The 15,204-nt window shown below is 71.8% G+C and carries 11 protein-coding genes; 7 read left to right on the top strand and 4 right to left on the bottom strand.

Annotated elements, in window-relative coordinates; translation table 11 throughout:
• The first annotated feature begins 33 nt into the window (after nucleotides 1-33).
• The 4 genes from IT371_06080 to IT371_06065 all read left to right on the top strand — a co-directional run bounded on the left by IT371_06080 (nucleotide 34) and on the right by IT371_06065 (nucleotide 3,953).
• Nucleotides 34-1,521 carry a sigma 54-interacting transcriptional regulator gene (locus IT371_06080; GenBank protein MCC6747209.1) on the top strand — a complete coding sequence of 496 codons (1,488 nt, stop codon included), beginning with the start codon at nucleotides 34-36 and terminating at the stop codon, nucleotides 1,519-1,521.
• 10 nt (nucleotides 1,522-1,531) lie between these two features.
• Nucleotides 1,532-2,569 carry a hypothetical protein gene (locus tag IT371_06075; protein ID MCC6747208.1) on the top strand — a complete coding sequence of 346 codons (1,038 nt, stop codon included), beginning with the start codon at nucleotides 1,532-1,534 and terminating at the stop codon, nucleotides 2,567-2,569.
• Nucleotides 2,570-2,582: 13 nt separating this feature from the next.
• Nucleotides 2,583-3,020, top strand: coding sequence for a hypothetical protein (locus IT371_06070; GenBank protein ID MCC6747207.1), 438 nt, complete (start codon nucleotides 2,583-2,585; stop codon nucleotides 3,018-3,020).
• A gap of 249 nt (nucleotides 3,021-3,269) precedes the next feature.
• On the top strand, nucleotides 3,270-3,953 hold the full coding sequence (locus IT371_06065) for a hypothetical protein (protein ID MCC6747206.1): 684 nt from the start codon (nucleotides 3,270-3,272) through the stop codon (nucleotides 3,951-3,953).
• 51 nt (nucleotides 3,954-4,004) lie between these two features.
• Here the strand turns inward: IT371_06065 and IT371_06060 are convergent, their stop codons facing one another.
• From IT371_06060 to IT371_06050, 3 genes are read right to left on the bottom strand one after another with little or no spacing between them, the layout of a single operon-like run.
• Nucleotides 4,005-7,142, bottom strand: a complete 3,138-nt coding sequence (locus IT371_06060; GenBank protein ID MCC6747205.1) for an efflux RND transporter permease subunit — start codon at nucleotides 7,140-7,142, stop codon at nucleotides 4,005-4,007.
• Entirely contained in the window at nucleotides 7,139-8,197 is a 1,059-nt protein-coding gene (locus IT371_06055) for an efflux RND transporter periplasmic adaptor subunit (GenBank protein MCC6747204.1), read from the bottom strand. Before IT371_06055 ends, IT371_06060 begins: the two co-directional genes overlap by 4 nt.
• A gap of 14 nt (nucleotides 8,198-8,211) precedes the next feature.
• The gene (locus tag IT371_06050; GenBank protein ID MCC6747203.1) at nucleotides 8,212-9,447 is read right to left on the bottom strand and encodes a TolC family protein; all 1,236 of its coding nucleotides are present in this window, start codon (nucleotides 9,445-9,447) and stop codon (nucleotides 8,212-8,214) included.
• 259 nt (nucleotides 9,448-9,706) lie between these two features.
• Between IT371_06050 and IT371_06045 the strand changes: the two genes are divergently transcribed.
• On the top strand, nucleotides 9,707-10,741 hold the full coding sequence (locus tag IT371_06045; protein MCC6747202.1) for a hypothetical protein: 1,035 nt from the start codon (nucleotides 9,707-9,709) through the stop codon (nucleotides 10,739-10,741).
• 13 nt (nucleotides 10,742-10,754) lie between these two features.
• On the opposite strand, the gene IT371_06040 is transcribed toward IT371_06045, so the two are convergent.
• Nucleotides 10,755-11,222, bottom strand: a complete 468-nt coding sequence (locus IT371_06040) for a hypothetical protein (GenBank protein ID MCC6747201.1) — start codon at nucleotides 11,220-11,222, stop codon at nucleotides 10,755-10,757.
• A gap of 301 nt (nucleotides 11,223-11,523) precedes the next feature.
• Between IT371_06040 and IT371_06035 the strand changes: the two genes are divergently transcribed.
• Nucleotides 11,524-12,213 (top strand): hypothetical protein, encoded by a 690-nt coding sequence (locus IT371_06035; protein ID MCC6747200.1) that lies wholly within the window; start codon nucleotides 11,524-11,526, stop codon nucleotides 12,211-12,213.
• A 137-nt stretch (nucleotides 12,214-12,350) separates the two neighbouring features.
• Nucleotides 12,351-14,582, top strand: a complete 2,232-nt coding sequence (locus tag IT371_06030; protein ID MCC6747199.1) for a hypothetical protein — start codon at nucleotides 12,351-12,353, stop codon at nucleotides 14,580-14,582.
• Nucleotides 14,583-15,204 lie beyond the last annotated feature (622 nt).

Genomic DNA, 15,204 nt, shown 5'->3' with positions numbered 1-15,204 from the left:
ACTATGCTAACATGGGCCCCCACGGTGAGCGACATGGACGCCACGGGCGAAGAGAGCCCGACCCGCCTCATCTACACCGGTCAAGAGCCGCTTCTCGTGCTTCGTGCGGCGGTGCTCCACGTCGTGTCGGGGCCCGACCGCGGGGCGAGCTGCGCGGTGGAGCTCGAGCGCATCACCGTCGGCACCGCGAAGGACAACGACCTCGTGCTTTCGGACGCCGGCGTCTCCCGGCGACACCTGCAGCTCCAGGTGCACGACACCGGCTACCTGGTGCGGGACCTGGACAGCACCAACGGCACCTTTCACCGGGGCGCGCGCGTGCGCGAGGTGCTGCTCGGGCTCGGCGCCGAGCTCCGCCTCGCCGACACCGTGCTGCGCCTCGAGCCCGGGGAGCAGCTCTCGAAGGGGCTCGGCCCGCGCCAGAGCTTCGGGCGCCTCGTCGGCAGCTCGCCCGCGATGCAGAAGCTCTACGGGGTGCTCGCGCGCGTCGCGCCCTCCGACGTCACGGTGCTGATCCAGGGGGAGACCGGCTCGGGCAAGGAGCTCGTGGCCGAGGAGATCCACCGCAACTCGCCGCGCCACGCCGAGAGCTACGTGGTGGTGGATTGCGGCGCGCTCCCCGGCAACCTGATCGAGAGCGAGCTCTTCGGGCACGAGCGCGGAGCCTTCACCGGGGCGGTGAGCGACCGCGCCGGGGCCTTCGAGCGCGCGAACGGCGGCACGGTCTTCCTCGACGAGATCGGCGAGCTCCCGCTCGAGCTGCAGACGCGGCTTCTGCGGGTGCTCGACGCGCGCACGGTGAAGCGGCTGGGAAGCAACGTGTCGCGCAAGATCGACGTGCGGCTGGTGGCGGCCACGAACCGCGAGCTCGGCGAGGAGGTCAAGCGCGGCGCGTTTCGGCGCGACCTCTACTACCGGCTGGCGGTGGTGCGCCTCGAGGTGCCGCCGCTGCGCAAGCGCCCCGAGGACCTCCCGCTCCTCGCGCGGCACTTCCTCTTGCAGGCGGGCGCCGCGGACCCCGACGCCGTCCTGACCCCCGAGCTCCTCGAGGTGCTGCGCAGCCGGCGCTTTCGCGGCAACGTGCGCGAGCTCCGGAACCTCGTCGAGCGCGCGATCATGATCGCCGACGGGGCGGACCTCGAGCTGGGGTCGGTCCAGTCCATCTCCGAGATCCCCGAGGAGGAGGCCGAGGAGGTGGCCGACGAGCCGGCGCCTGCCTCGCGCTCCACGCCGCCGCCGCTCCCCCGGGCGCTCTCCGTGCGGGCCACCGCGCCCGAGGTCGTGCTGCCCGGGCGGCCCGTGCTCCCCACCGAGGGATGGCTCGCGCGCACGATCCCGGAGGATCTGCTCGGCCGCGAGTACCGCGACGCGAAGCAGCTTCTGCTGCACCAGTTCGAGACGCTCTACCTCGGCCGCCTCGTCGAGCGCCACGGGCAGAACATCTCGGCCATCGCGCGCGAAGCGGGCCTCGACCGGCACATGATGCGGCGCCTGCTCCGCAAGCACGGACTTCACGAATGAGAACCCGCGCGTGAGGACGTGCCGATCGCGCGCGTCGCGCCCCGTCGCGCTGGCCGTCTTCGGCGTGGCGCTCGTCGGGTCGGGCGCGCAGTCGGCGCAGGCCGGTCCGTCGGCCTCGGTCGCCGTGCTCCCCGTGGCCGCGCCGAGGCCGCTCGCCCTTCGTCTCGACCGCGCGCTCGGCGGCACGCTTCGGCGCCTCGGGTACGCCGAGCTCCTCGGGCCCGGGGAGTGGCTGGCGCAGCTCGAGGCTCTCCCCGAGGTGAAGGCGGGGGTCGCGCGCGCACGCACGCAGGTCGAGCAGGCGGAGCGCGCCGTCGAGAACATGGAACGCGAGGCGGCCGTCGCTGCGGCGCGGGCGGGGCTGGCCGAGCTCGAGCGCGTGGCGGGGCGCTACACCGCACCCGAGCTCGTGGCGCGCCTCCACTTCGCGAGCGGCCTGGCCGAGCTCCTGCTCCCCGCCGACCCGGACGCGGCCCGCGTGGCCTTTCGCGCGGCCTTCGACGCCGACGCCACCTTTCAGCCGGACGAGCGCCGCGTGGCGCCGCGCGCGCTCAAGCTGTGGGGCGAGACGCGCGCCGCGGGGAGGGGGAGCAGCGTCCCCTCGGCCACGAGTGTCGCGCGCCTGGCCCAGCTCACCGGTGTGCCGCGGCTGGTCTGGCTCGAGCTCGCCCCGACCGAGGCGGGGTGGAGCGCCGAGGCTCGCCTCTACGCCCCGCGGGCTGGCGCGACCCGGGCGCTCCGTCGCACCCTCTCGGGAGGCGCGGTCGAGCGCGAGACGGCGCAGCTCGTCGCGGAGCTGCTTGGCCCGGTGGAGCGGCGACTCGTCGGAGGGATGCCTCCGTCGCCCCCGGTGGCTCCTCCCTCGACCGCCCCTGCCGAGGCGGCGTCGCGTCCCTGGTATCGCCGCTGGTGGGTCTGGACGACGGTGGGGGTGGTGCTCGCCGGCGCGGGTGCCGGCGTGGCGGTCGCGCTCAGTCGCGGTGGCCCGAGCGCGTCTCCTCCGACGACGCCCACCGGACCTTTCGACTTTCAGTTCACCTTCAAGTAATCCTGGGTCCGCCGTGCTTCGCCGAACCCTTCCCGTCCTGCTCTTTTCGCTCCTCGTCGCCTGCGGCGGTGAGCCGCCCGGCCCCACGCCCACCACGCCGCAGATGACGTTCGAGGTCTCCATGGCGGCCTGCATGGCGAGCTGCCCCATCAGCCGCGTCGAGATCTACGTCGCGCGCAACACCGGCCGGGTGGTCGACACGTGCCTGCTCAAGCGCGAGCGCACGAACTCTCCGACGGGAACGCAGTGGCTGCACGGCCTCAACGTCAAGGAGGGGGACCCGCTCTACGTGGGGCTGCTCGCCTTCTGCGGTCGCGAGGTCGCCTGCGCGCGCTGCCTCGCGCTGCAGCCCATCACCGTGAAGCACGGAGCGAAGGTCACGCTCTCGCCGAGCGTCACGCCCTCCTGCCAGCCGCTGCCGCCCACCTCGCTGGTCCCGGCCTGCCCGTAGCTCCGCGATCCCCACCCCGGCGCAGTCGGTGAAGCGCCCAGAATCACGCGGTCTCCCCGGCTGAACCCCCCTGGGCAAGAGATCCCACCCCCGGGGACCCACCCCCGCCGCGAGGCCCCCGTCCCGGCTGGCGAGCCGCGATCTTTCGGCCACTTCGTGTCGCGACGCCCGCTGGCCCGCGACGTGCTCTAGCCCTTCCCCGTCCAGCTCGCGAACGAACCAACCCACGAACCGACGAAGGAGGCACGGATGCAGCGACGGAAAGAGCTCGGCCGGTGGTCCACCGCGCTACTGGCGGCCCTCGGCCTCTGGGCCTGCGGCGGCGGAGAGGCGACCCCGATCGACGTGAACGAACAGGACGTGGCGCTCCTCTCGGATCACGTGGACGAGGCGACCTTCCAGCAGGCCTGCGATCGCCTCGGCACGCTCTGTCAGGAGAAGCAGAAGGGCTGCGAGGCGCACAAGAAATTCTGCGACGGCGGTGCGACGCTCGCCGACCTCGAGGCCCGCATCTGCGCCAAGCTGCAGCAGGTCTGCGACAAGTTTCCGCGGGCGTGCGGGATCGTGCAGAAACACTGCACAGGCTCCGGCGGGGGCGGTGGCTCGCGCGGGGACGGTGGGGCGGCCTCCGGTGGCGGCGGCCAGGTTCCCCCGCACCCGCGGGCCGACGGCGGCGTGCCCCCGGTACCTCCGCTCCCCGGGCGCGACGGCGGCGCGAAGCTCCCCGACCGCGCGGTCTGCTGCGCCGCGCTGAAGGTCTGCGTGGATAGCAAGGGGCAGGACTGCCAGGCAGCCGTGAAGGCCTGCTCTCCTACGGGGGCGCTCCCCTCGCTCCCGCCGCTTCCGGGGGGCCAGCTCCCCGCCGGCGTCACCCTCGAGCAGCTCCTCAAGCAGGTCTACGACAAGCTCTGCTCCCAGCCGGCCACGCCGTAATCCTGGGGGTCACCCTGGCCACGGTCCCTCCCGGTAGCCGGCGCCGTCGCGCTACGCGCCGTGCTCTCCCCGCTCCTGGGCCTGATCGTCGTCGCGCCGCGCCGTGCTTCGTCGTCGCCCGGCCAGCCACGGGTAGACGGTGACGATCAGAAAGAGCACGGGCACGGCCGTGAGGAAGAGGCCGCCAACCACGACGGTGGCCAGGGGGCGTTGCACCTCGGCCCCCACGCCCGAGGCGATGGTCATGGGCAGAAACCCGAGTGCCGCCACGAGTGTGGTCATCAGCACCGGCCGAGCGGCCCGGCGCACCGCCTCGCGGACCGCGTCGCGTGGAGACGCGCCCAGGCGTTCGAGGCTCAGGAGCTGCGAGATCACCACGCCGCCGTTGAGGACCATGACCCCGCTCAGGGCGATGAATCCCACCGCCGCCGAGATTGAGATCGGCAGGCCGCGCAGGGTCAGCGTCGCCACGCCTCCCACGCACGCCACGGGCACCGTGAGCAGGATCATGACTACCGCCGAGACGCGCCGAAACGCGACGAACAGCAGCCCGAGGATGAGGGCCAGGACGGCCGGCACCACCAGTGTCAGGCGCGCGACCGCCTGCTCCAGCGTCTCGTACTGTCCGCCCCAGCTCAGGCGATAGCCGGTAGGTAGCGCGAGCGCTCGCTCCACGCGGGCCCGCGCCTCCTTCACCACGGTCCCGAGGCTCCCTCCGCGCACGTTGAAGCCGACGATCAGCTGGCGCTCCCCGTTGTGGTGGTTCACCAGGCTCGGGGCGAGGGTCAGGTTTACCTCCGCCACGCGGCCGAGGGGCACGGTGCCGCCGCCGCGCGCGGCGATGGAGAGCTGCGAGAGGGCGAGCGCGGTGCTGGGGGCTGCCAGGCGCAGCACGATCGGGATGCGCACGGGCCCGTCGTAGGTGGCGCCGACCTCGATTCCTTGCCGCACCGCTTGCACGCTCTCCAGAATCTCGGCCACGGCGAAACCGTGCTGAGCCACCTCGAGAGGGCGCGGGCGCACCTCGAGGACCGAGATGTCGGGCGGCGCGAGCACGCGCACGTCGGCCGCGCCGTGGACGCCGCGGACGGCCGCGGCCACCTGCAGGGCCAGGCGGCGCAGCTCGCCCAGGTCCTCTCCGTAGACGTGCACCGCCACGTCGGTCACCACGCCGCCGAGCAGCTCGTTGAAGCGCATCTGGATCGGCTGCGTGAAGGCAGGGTCGCTCCCCGGCGCCAGCCGTTCGATGCGCTGCTGGAGCTGCTCGATGAGCGCCGCGCGGGTCAGCCCGGCGCGCCAGCGCTCGTTCGGCGCGATGGAGACGAAGACGTCGGCCTGCTCGAGGCCCATCACGTCGGTGGCCACGGCGGGGCTGCCGATGCGCGAGACGACCTTGCGCACCTCCGGCGCCGCAGCCAGCACCACGGCCTCGAAGTTCCCGCCGTCGCGGATGGCGCCTTCCAGGCTGATGTCCGCGGAGCGGGTGGTCTGGATGACCAGGTCTCCCTCGTCGAGCTGCGGGGCCATCTCGGTGCCGGCGCGGGCGAAGAGCACCCCACCGCCCACGAGGGCCAGCAGGGTAATCACCACCACCCATCGCGGATGGCGCTCCGCCCGCTGGAGCAGGGGCAGATAGCTCCCGACCAGCACGCGAACGAACCACGGGTCCTTCGCCGGGACGGTGCGCGGGCCGATGATCAGCCCGGCGACGGCGGGGACGTAGGTCAGCGAGAGCAGCAGCGCGGCGAGCAGGGCGAAGATCACCGTCAGCGCCATGGGGCGGAACATCTTGCCGTCCACGCCGCTGAGGCTGAGGATCGGCACGTAGACCAGCAGGATCACGATCAGCGAAAAGAAGACGGGCCCCGCCGCCGCCTGGGCCATGGGTCCGATGTCGGAGCGGTCCTCCGGGCGGTGGTTGCGGAGCGCAAAGAAGATGTGCTCGATCATCACCACCGCGCCGTCGACGATCAGGCCGAAGTCGATCGCGCCGAGGCTCATCAGGTTCCCCGGCACCCCGAAGGCGACCAGCGCGCTCGTCGCTCCGATCATCGAGAGGGGGATGAGCGAGGCGATGAGCAGGCCGGCGCGGAGGCTGCCGAGCGTCAGGAGGAGCACGGCGATCACGAGCACCGCGCCCTCGCCGAGGTTCTTGGCCACCGTGCGCAAGGTCGCGCGCACGAGCAGGCTGCGGTCGTAGACCACCTCGAGCTGCACGTCCCGGGGAAGGACGGAGCGCACCGTCGTGAGCTGCCGGTTGACGTCCTCGGCCACGAGCAGCGCGTTCTCGCCGCGGAGCATCTGGGCCATCACGTAGACCGTTTCGCCGCGGCCGTTCGCAGTGGCCGCGCCGATGCGTGGGGCGCTGCCTTCGGCCACCTGGGCCACGTCGGCGACGCGCACGACCTGCTGGAGGCCGTCGTCGGCGTTGCCCTTCTCCGAAGAGACGACGGCGTGCCCGAGCTCGGAGGGGGTCATGGGACGGGCGACCGCGCGCACGAGGGCCTGCGCCGTGCCCGCGGTGGGAAGCGCGGCGCCGGGCACCGTACCCGTGGCGCGCTCGAGCGACTCGCGCACGTGCTCCAGCGTGAGGCCGCGCTGGGCCAGCCGCACCGGGTCGACCTTCACGTCGAAGGTTCGCCGCTGACCACCCCAGGTGTTGACCTCCACCACGCCTCTGACGGAGCGCAGGGTGGGGGCTACCTTGTACTGGGCGAGCTCGAAGAGTTCGGCCGCCGTGCGCTCGGGAGAGCTGAGCGTGAAGTGAAAGACCTCTCCGAGCCCGGTGGTGAGCGGGCCGATCTCGGGGGCCTCGACCCCGGCCGGAAGCGTGCCGGCCAGGCCGTTCAGGCGTTCCTGTACGAGCTGGCGGGCCCGGAAGGGGTCCATCTCCTCGTCGAACACGACTGTGATGGCGGAGATGGCGTAGCGCGAGAGACTCCGATGGTACTCGAGGCCCGGCAGGCCCCCGAGGACGGCTTCGATGGGACGCGTGACCCGGCGCTCGACCTCCTCGGGGGTGAGCCCGTGCGCGCGGGTGAGCACGAGCACCTGGTTGTTGGTGATGTCGGGGAGGGCGTCGAGCCGCAGCCGCGCGCCGACGACCAGGCCGACCAGCGCCAGGCCGGCGGTGAGGCCGAACACGAGGCCGCGGTGCTGGACAGACCAGCCGACGAGACGCTGGATCACCGTAGGCCCGCGGTGGCGAGGGCCCCGTCGGCGGCGACGATGTGTCCCGGTCGCACGGGCCCCTCGACGAGCGCGTCGGCCCCCGAGACGAGCAGCACCACGACCGGTACGCGCTTGAGCCGCGCGCCGTCGCGGGTGATCACCTCGGCGCGGCCTTCGTTCATCACCACGGCGGTGGCCGGCACGGCGACGACCCGGTCTCCGTGCAGGTGCACCGCGAGCTTGCCGGAGAGCCCGTGGGGCAGCGGCGTGGGCTTGAGCGGCTCGAACCAGGAGAGCCGCGTGCCGTCGCGACGGTCGATCTGCGGAGCCTGCGCGATCGCGCGCAGCTCGACGGGGCTCCAGCCGTTGGCCACGAACTCGAAGCCTGCGCCGGCGGGAAGCCCGTGGGACAGGCGGGCCTCGATGCGCGGCGCAGCCTGGGCCGCGACGCGCACGAAGGGCTTGCCGCCGGGCTCCCGGACCTCACCGACCACCACGTCAGCCTCGGTGATCACGCCGCCGATGGGGCTGCGCAGCATCACGGTGCCGTCCCCGCCGAGGATCCGGCTGGCGTCCGTGGGGCGCAGGCCGGCGCTGCGCAGCGTGGCCAGCGCGGTGTGCTCGTCGGCGCGGGACTCGGCGAGGTGAGTCTCCACCTCGGCGATCTCGGAGAGGCGGACGAGCCCGTCGGCCCGCAGGCGATCGAGCTGGGCCTTGCGTCGCGCGTAGGCTTCGTAGCGCGTGCGCGCCCCGAGGTAGGCGCCCGCCGCCGCGGTCACGGCGGGCATGATCACTTCGACTGTCGGATCGCCGCTCTTGAGGCGCTGACCCGCTTGCACGAGCACCTTGACCACGCGCGCCTGATACGGGGCCGACACGGCGCCGAGCGACTGCGGCGCGGCGAGCACGTGGGCCGGCAGCTCGAGGAGCGACAGTCCCGCCGGGGCGCGGGCGGCTACCCACCGGGTCTCGGCGCTCGATCGGGGCAGGGGAGCTGCCTCCGGCTGGGCGGCGCCCTGGGTGCACGCCGCGAGCGCGGAAAGGCTCGCGCAGACCAGCCAGCATGGGTTCATCGTTCGCCGCGGCGTCATGGGCGACCCGCAGCGGGCTGCCGCAGCAGGGTGGTGCTGAGGAGCCAGAGCTTGACCCGCGCCCAGGCGTGCGCACCGCGGGCGCGCTCGAGGCGCCCGACGGCCGCGACGGCCGTGCGGCGCGACTGGAGCACCTCGAGCACCGTGGCCTCGCCGGCCCGGAAGATCCGTTCTCGCAGCGCGGCGCCCTCGCGGCTGGCGGGCACCAGGTTGTCCCGCAGCTCGGCGAGCACCTCCTCGGTGTGGGTCACCTCATGGATCGCCTCCGCCAGGTCGGCGCGTGCCCGGACGAGCGCGTCGTGGCCCTCGCCGGTCTGCCGCTCGGCCTGCGCCGCGAGCGGGGCGCTCTCACGCTCTCCGCGGTCGAACAGAGGCACCGTCACGCGAAGGCCCCCCGAGAGAAGGAAACCTCCGGGCGCATCGCGCTGCGCCATCAGGCCAAGCTGCAGCACCCAGCCGCGTGCCGACCGCTCCTCGGTCATGCGGAGGCGCTCCGCCCGGGCGCGCAGGGCTCGGAGCTGGACCTCGGGGAGGGCCGCCAGGCGACCCAGCATGCGGAGCTGGGCGCTCTTCGAGGGCACCGGTGCGGCGGGGAGCTCGCCCCGCGCTGCCAGGGTACCGTCGGCCAGTGCCCGGCCCGCCTCGCGCTGCAGCGTCGCCGCCCGATTGACCAGCTCGCCGTGCGCCGCGAGGACCAGCAGGCGTGCCTCGGCAATGTAGGCTCTCGCATCCGCGGCGTCGGCGCGCGTGGCGCCCGAGAGGCTGGCGGCTCGGTCCACGAGCTTGGTGAGGGTTCCCGCCAGAGCCTGTTCGCGCTGCGCTTCGGCCAGCACGCGCTGCGCCACCCAGAGCTCGATCCAGGAGCGCGCGGCTCCGAGGCGCTGCGCGAGCGATGCGGCGCGCGTTTCGGCGCCCAGCACCGCCTGCTCGGCCTCGAGCGATCTCTGCCGCGCTCCGCCGTGGCCGCTCAGGCTCCAGGCCTGGCTCAGCTCGACCAGGAGCTCGGGCTCGCGGGCGCCCGCGGGCGCGAGGCGAATCCCGGGCTGTACGGAGAGCTGCGGGTTGTGGGTCAGGCGCGAGACGCGCCGGGTCAGGTCGCTCTGCGTGCGAAGGGCCCGCCGCGCGCCCTGGACCACCGGGGAGTGCTCGGCCCACCCGAGGGCCTCATCAAAGGTGATGGCATGCGTCACCGCGACGGGGGCAAGGAGCGCAACACTCAGCAACAGCGGCATCGATCCTCCGCGACGATCGTGCAGGGTGCATGATGCCGCAGCGACTCGCGCGGGCCGAGGGGTTTTTTCCGAAGGCTTGACCCGCGTCACGCCGAGAGCGCGCGAGGCCCTTCGCCGTCGAGGGGGCGCGCGATCGTTGACCGGCTCGAAGACGGGCCGCAGACTGGTCAGGGTGACCCGCGTGGCTGGATGGCCGGTGGCGAGAGGGGCCTCCCGAAGGGGCAGGGCCTCCCGCATAGCGCTGGCCCTTCTTCTTTGCATGGGCTGCGTGCGCGGCGGCTTCGGCGGTGCCGCGGATGGGAGCAGCGCCGAGCCGGAGGGTGGACCGGGCCCCGGTTTCACCGACGGAGGGGGCGTGGTCGACGAGGCGGGGAGGCCGCGAGACGGGGGCTCGTGGGACGTTTCGGCCGCGAGGCCGGACGGTGCGGCGGCGCGGAGAGACGGTGCCCGCCCGAAGGACGCCGCGGGGTCGAAGGATGGCGCGCTCCCCCGCGACGCGATGGTCCCTCCGCGCGATCAGCGACTCCCCCCCGACGGTCCCCCGCAGCCCACGACGCAGAGCTTCGGCAACTACACGGTCGGGCCCGCCACCGCGCCGCAGCACTTCGCGCCGCTCTTCGATCTCACCCGCTGCGACGCGACGCTCACCTTCACGCTGAACCTGGCGGGCCTCACCAAGGCGCAGTCCACTTCCACGATGTGGCTGCAGGTGGGGCTGCGCGAGGAGGGCGCGGCGGACCTGAGCCCGGGGCTGGCGGGCACGCACCCCGGCGGGAAGGGAGGCTGGGTCGTGGCGACGCTAGGGGACCTCGGCCCCGACGCCGGGCCCGAGCCGGTCTTCGACATCGACGACCACCTGATGCTGCAGGACACGAGCGGGGGCGACGAGCGGCACTACGACGCGCGGAGCCCGAGCACCGTCACGGCCCCCTTCGGCGGCAACGCGAGCTACGGCCTCTGGTTCGATCGGGACGGCGTGGACCAGTGGCAGGCGCAGGACCCCTGGACCGTGAACGGCGGGACCTACAACACGGCCGGAGTCTACCGCGTGCAGGTGAAGTACCACGCGGTGAACGCGACGAGCGGCACCATGTTCGGTCAGTACAACGGCATCCAGACCGGCTACTACCCTGGCGGCTGGCACGCGGGGCAGCCGGACATCTATCCGGCGGGCCTCTCGTTCCGCGGCAACCTGCGTCGCGTGCAGCTCTTCGTGGGGCAAGTCTCGACGGCAGGTCTCGGCGGGAGCGCGACGATCACGGACCTGAAGGTCCAGGCCTGCGCGGGGCCGTGAAGGGGGCTGTTCCCTAGCGGCCGACGGCGCTGCCGAAGGTACCCGGGCCCATGTCGCTCAGCGCGCCCGGAGGGGGACCGCCGTAGGCGGGGACGTTCAGCACGAAGCCGAAGAGGGTCGTCGTCTGCTCCCCACCGTTGTTGATGTCGATGCGGGTGCGGGCCTCCGCCGTGCCGCCCCAGCCCCTGCGGTGGACGATCGAGTACGTCACGGTGGTCTCGTTCGCGTAGCCGCCGCCGACGAGGAAGCCCGGCGCCTTGGTGCGAATGCGGAGGTCCCGCCCCGTGATCTGGCCCAGCGGGCCCCACTTCTGCTCCAGCGCCGGGAGCTGCTCGTTGATTCGCTCCACCAGAGCGGAGCGGATTGCGCGATTGCGCTGGCGCAGGTTCACCTTCTCCCCGTTCACGTTGATGGCCTGTGCCGGGCCTGCTCCCCAGAGGAGCGCCAGCAGAGCCAATCCCATCCATCCGGTGCGTCGCATGTTCGTCTCCTTCGCGCGCGTTCGAAGCGTCGTGTCAGGTGCGGTTCCAAGGGCCCGCAGAGGGGCTTCCTCGGACGTTGCGGCCATGCAAAGCAATCCCGGTGCCACCGCGTAGACGCCGCGGGACGGCCTCTCTTCGGGCACAGATTCGACGGCTTAGGCTGTTTCGGCGGCCGCGCGGGTCCTGTGGGCCCGGGCCCCCGTCGACTGGCGACTCCACGCGCCAAGGCAAACGATAGTGCAACCTCCGCTCTCCGGGTGGCGCTACTGTTCCGGCACCACACCTCGAGGGGAGGCATCCATGGCCCGTCTACTTCCGGTCGCTCTGCTCGTGCTCTGCAGCCTCGGCGGCGAGGCCTCCGCGCAGAAGGCCAAGCTCGTGGGGCGCTGGCAGAACGAGCTCGACCCGCGCCTGGTGATGGACCTGCGCGCGGACGGCAGCGCTACCACGACGCTCGGCGAGGCGACCTGGACCGTTCAGGGCGCGGTGCTGCAGATCGGCGGCGTGCCCATGACCTTTCGCTTCCAGGGCAAGAAGCTCCTCATCACGCTCGGCGCGATGAAGGACATCCCGCACAAGCGGCTCGGCCCGCCGAAGAAGGCTCCCGTGGCGAAGGCGCCCGGCGGCGCGGTGCCTGCCGGTGGCAGGTCTCCCACCGACGGCAAGCTCCGCCAGCTCCTGTTATCCACGGCCTGGTGCTCCTTCACCTTCAACAAGCACACGGGCACGAGCAGCACGAGCCGCGTGGTCTACTTCCCGAACGGCACGCTGCGTTTCGGCTCGAACACCGAGACCTACAACACGGGCCACGCGGGCACGGTGGCCGGCCAGCACACGGGCAGCGGCGGCCTGCTCTGGAAGGTCGCCGGGGGCCGGCTCTACGTGAACCTGGGCCAGGGCTTCGTGGACGCGAACCTGCGCGTCACGCTCAACTCCGCGGGCAACCCGATCCTCATCGCCGGCGGCAAGGAATACATGCGCTGCAAGTGAGGTCGGGGGGGCGTCCCGGCGCGCCTCGGTCGGGCGGAGCTGCCGCTTTTCCTCGCACCGCGCTGTCAGGTTTTCCGCCGCTCGTGCGTCTGCTCGTTGTATGGCGCGGCCATCCAGGAACGGGGGAGGCGAGAGGTATGGAGTCGCGAGACGACCTGAGACGGACCATCGGCCTTGCCCTGGCGGGCGTCATGGCCGTCGGGTGCTCCGGTGGTACCAACGAGCGGATGGGGAGGTATCGCGCGTCGCTCGTCAGCGCGACGGAATTCAAGCTGAAGAGCCCGAGTCCAACGACCATCACGGGGTTCGGGATAGCCATGGCCCGCGACGGAGATACCCTGGCGGTTGGAGAACCAGCTGCCTCTGCGTTGATTGGGTTCAAGTCCGTTGTTCGTATCTACACCCGCAGCTCCCAGGGCTGGGTGCTTTCTGCCACCGTGGCACCGACGACTCCCTCCACGCCAAACTACTTCGGCAGTGCCGTAGCGTTGGAGGGCAACACATTGGTCGTGGGCGCGTCGGGCGAAGGCCCGCAGAGCGGACAAGGACCGTACGTCGGTGTGGTTTACGTCTTTAGAAGGCAAAATGGCGTTTGGGTGCAGGAGGGGCGTTTCTGGGCGAGCGACCCAGGTACGTACAACAGTTTCGGAGCCCACGTTGCCCTGAGAGGGGATACAGTGTTTGTGGGCGCGTCTGGTCACGATCATCAGTTTTCGCCGACAGATCCTCCGGAGGACAGCACAGGGGCGGTGTACGTGTTTTCGAGAACGCTTGGTCCGGGTGGATGGGCCTGGAGCCAGGTGAAGGAGCTACTGCCGAACGATGCCCATAGGCTCCAGAGCTTCGGTTCGGGGCTGGCCTACGACGGCCAGCATCTCGTCGTCGGAGCCTCGGGCGATGACTCGTTGGGGCTCGGCAGCAGCAATGGCGCCGCGTACGTCTTCACGGGCAGCGGTGCGGTTTGGACGCAACGCGCGAAGCTCACGGCGGGTGATGCCTCGAGCGTCAATGGCGTCTCCTTTGGCGAGGTAGTCGCTGTAGATGGGACCACCTTAGTAGCTGGTGCGACCGGCGACAGCGAAGGTGGCTCTCTTGCCCGAGGAGCCGCGTACGTGTTCAGCGGGAGTGGAGGACAGTGGTCGCAGCAGGCGAAGCTCAAAGGGAGCGGAGCCGGCGCCAAGGCGTTGTTCGGCTACTCGGTGTCGGTGAGCCAGGGTGTCGTGCTCGTGGGGGGCCTTCCCACTGAGACGCCCCCGGCGGTGGCGGGCGCGGCCTACCTCTTCACCCGCTCCGGGAGCATCTGGACCGAGGCCCTAAAGCTCGAGGCGAGCGACAAGTTCATCAACCAGGACTTCGGCAAGACGGTGCTCCTCCACGGCTCGGAGGCCTTCATCTGGGCGCCCGACAACCGAGGCAACCCGCCCCCGAACGCGGACGAGGCCGTGTACATCTACACCTTGAGCGGGCTACCGGGGCCTGACGGCGGCGTCGCTGCCGACGGGGGTGGTGGCGTCCGTGATGCCAGTATCGCTCTCGACCGTAGCGTGGACCGCGGGATCGATGCGCCGGTGGCCGTACCGGACCAGGGGATCGATGCGCGTATGCCCGATGCCCGAGTGCCCGATACGCGTCTCCCGGATGCACAGGCTCCGGATGCCCGAGTGCCCGATGCACGGGGGCCCGATGCGCGCGTCCCGGATGCACGGGTCCCGGATTCGCGCGTCCCGGATGCCCGACGGCCGGACAGTGCGGCGGTCACGCCGGATGCGACGACGCGGGACGCATTCGGCGCGATCGATGCCGCGCGGCGCGATCTGACCGCACCCGACGGGCCACGTCGCGATTCCCTGGCGCCGTCCGCTGATGCTCCAGCCGACCGGGGCGCCGGTCGCGATGCGACGCGGGCTGATGGCGGCCAGCGCCTCGACGGGCCCCTCGTGGCCGACGGCGCTCTCCTCGATAGCCAGGTCGGCCAGGACGGCTATGCGCAGAAGGACGTGCGGGTCTCTGCCGCGGATGGCGGCCCGGACGCCGGAGGACCCACGGCGGACGCAAGCCCGTCCCATCCTGCCGACGGCGGCGCGGGGTGCAGCTCCGGCTGTGGCGTCGCCCAAAGCCCCACCGCGATGTCCTTCGCCTGGCTCGTCGTGCTCGGGCTCGCCTATCGCCGGCGCCGCACCAGGCTCACCGGCGGCCGTCGCGAGCTCTGCGGCCGCTGTCCTCTCGAAGCTCAGCGTCCTGGAACCTCGTCGGTACGCAGCTTCCCTCGCAGCTTCCAGCCGGTCTTGAGCAACCAGGTTCGCGGCTCGAGGACCGGCGGGTCTCCGTCGGGGGGCACCGGCGCAAGGTCCTTCCATCCATTGAAGTAGCGCGCCGAACTGCACGCGTCCAGGTCCCGTCGCGGGACCCACTTGCCGCGCGCACGTTCGTGCTTGCGTCGATTTTGAAGGACGTACGCGAGGGCCGCCTTCACCTCGCTCGGCGTCTTCAGGATGTGCTGATGGTAGCGGTCCCGAAAGACCCGCCCCTTGCGGCCTGTCGTGCGATTCAGCGCGTGCGCGAGGCGGATCGCCAACGCGCGCAGGCCCTTCATGAGCACGCCGCGGTCCTTGGCCTCGGTCACGAGGTGCAGGTGGTTCTTCTGGATCGAGTAGTGGGCGAGGTTCATGCCGAACCGGCCCGCCGACTTCACGAAGGCCTGCTCGATCGCCCGTAGCTGCTTCTTGCTCCGCAGGTTCGGCAGCCCCTCCACGACCTTCATCGTGACGTGCACCGGAAACCGGCTCGCCAGGAGCGGCCGCGCGCGATGGGGCAGCCCGCTCCCCGGCCGTTTCTTCCGCCCCGCACCCTTCCGCTTCCCGCCCCATCCCGTTGCCTCCCGCATCGGCAACGGGAGCTGCTTCGCAGAACCCGCCGGCATACAGGTGCCAGAAGTCCGGTCATCTCCCGAGGAGGATTTGCGTTTGTGTGCCATCATGATTAAGGCTAATA

The organism is Deltaproteobacteria bacterium (assembly GCA_020848905.1).
Lineage (GTDB): Bacteria > Myxococcota_A > Polyangia.
This window is presented reverse-complemented; position numbering and strand designations above follow the sequence as displayed.